Genomic DNA, 1,476 nt, shown 5'->3' on the forward strand with positions numbered 1-1,476 from the left:
CGACGTGACTCACGTTTTTTGAGCGCGTAATGGCTAGTGGTGCCTCATCGGGAATGAGCGCGAACGGTACCGGTCCTGTTTGGCTTGTCGTATGGAAGGCAAGATCGGCATGGCGACGAAGCGGCAGGTCACCCTGAGGTTCAGGGACGAGTACATGAAGGCCTCGAAGAAGGACAAGGGGCGCATCCTCGACGAGATGTGCTCCGTATTGAAGATCGGCAGGAGCACCGCGCGGCGACGGCTCGCCGAGGCCGGCACGCAGGCGAGCGAGCTGCCGGCGGCTAGGAAGGCGCGGCCGAAACGGTATTCGGAGCAGTCTCGCGAGCTGCTGGTTCGGGTGTGGCTGATGATGGACATGCCGTGCGCGAAGTACCTCAAGCAGATGCTTCCCCTGTGGCTGCCCATGCTCAGGGCCCATGGCGAGCTCGCCGAATATGACGGATTCGCGTTCAACGAGCTCATGGCGATGAGCCCGGCCACGATGGACCGCTACCTCAAGCGGACGAGGGACGCGGCGCGCCCGAAGGGCCTGGCGGGCACGAGGCCCGCGGGCGAGCTGCTGCGCAACTCGATCACGATCAGGAAGGCCGGCGACGAGCTCGACGGCCTGCCCGGCAACGTCGAGGCCGACACCGTCGCCCACTGCGGGCCGAGCCTGAAAGGCGAGTTCTGCCGCACCCTGACCGTGGTCGACATCGCCACCGGATGGACCGAGAACGCGTCGTGCAGGAACAACGCGTTCGCGAACTTCTCCAGGGCCGAGGCCCTGATCGAGGCCCGCCTGCCGTTCCGCATCCGCTCGTACGACTCGGACAACGGCAGCGAGTTCATCAACCGGGACCTGATCGCGTGGCTGCACGAACGCGACATCGAGCAGACCAGAAGCCGCCCGTACAGGAAGAACGACCAGGCCACCGTCGAATCTAGGAACAACCACGTCGTGCGGCGCCACGCGTTCTACTACCGGTACACCGTCGACGAGCTCGACCTGCTGAACGAGCTGTGGGAACTGGTGCGAGTCAAGGCCAACCTGTTCACCCCGTCCAAGAAGCCGGTCGCGCGCGAAAGCACCCGGGACGGCCGCCCGCGCCGCGTCTACGACAGGCCGCGCACCCCGTGGGAGCGGCTCAGGGAGTTCGACGAACAGGACAGGGCCGCCGGCGGCCCCGGCTTCATCCCCGACGACAAGCGCGAGGAGATCGAACGGATCCTCGCGACCGTGAACCCGGCCGATCTCGTCCGTCGCATCCACGACATCCAGGACCGGCTCGAGGACATGGCGGCGCCGCGCACCGCACGGCTGGCCAGACGCGCGGGCCCGGACATGGCATACTTGAACAAGACGCTCGCCCGGATCGCGGGCGTCGAACCGGAAGACGACGAAACCCCGCAAGCCGACAGGGACTAGGATTTCGCGCTCACCCCAAGTGAGGCACCACTCCGGATTACGCGCTCACTTTCAAATGAGGCACCTCG

The 1,476-nt window shown here is 66.0% G+C and carries 1 protein-coding gene; it reads left to right on the forward strand.

What is annotated here, in order from left to right; translation table 11 throughout:
• Window positions 1-91 precede the first annotated feature (91 nt).
• A complete protein-coding gene (locus tag AC1AZA_RS11380; RefSeq protein ID WP_476514763.1) occupies window positions 92-1,408 on the forward strand; it encodes an integrase catalytic domain-containing protein in 1,317 nt (438 codons plus the stop codon).
• The last annotated feature ends 68 nt before the right edge of the window (window positions 1,409-1,476 follow it).

Source organism: Bifidobacterium sp. LH_389 (assembly GCF_056357235.1).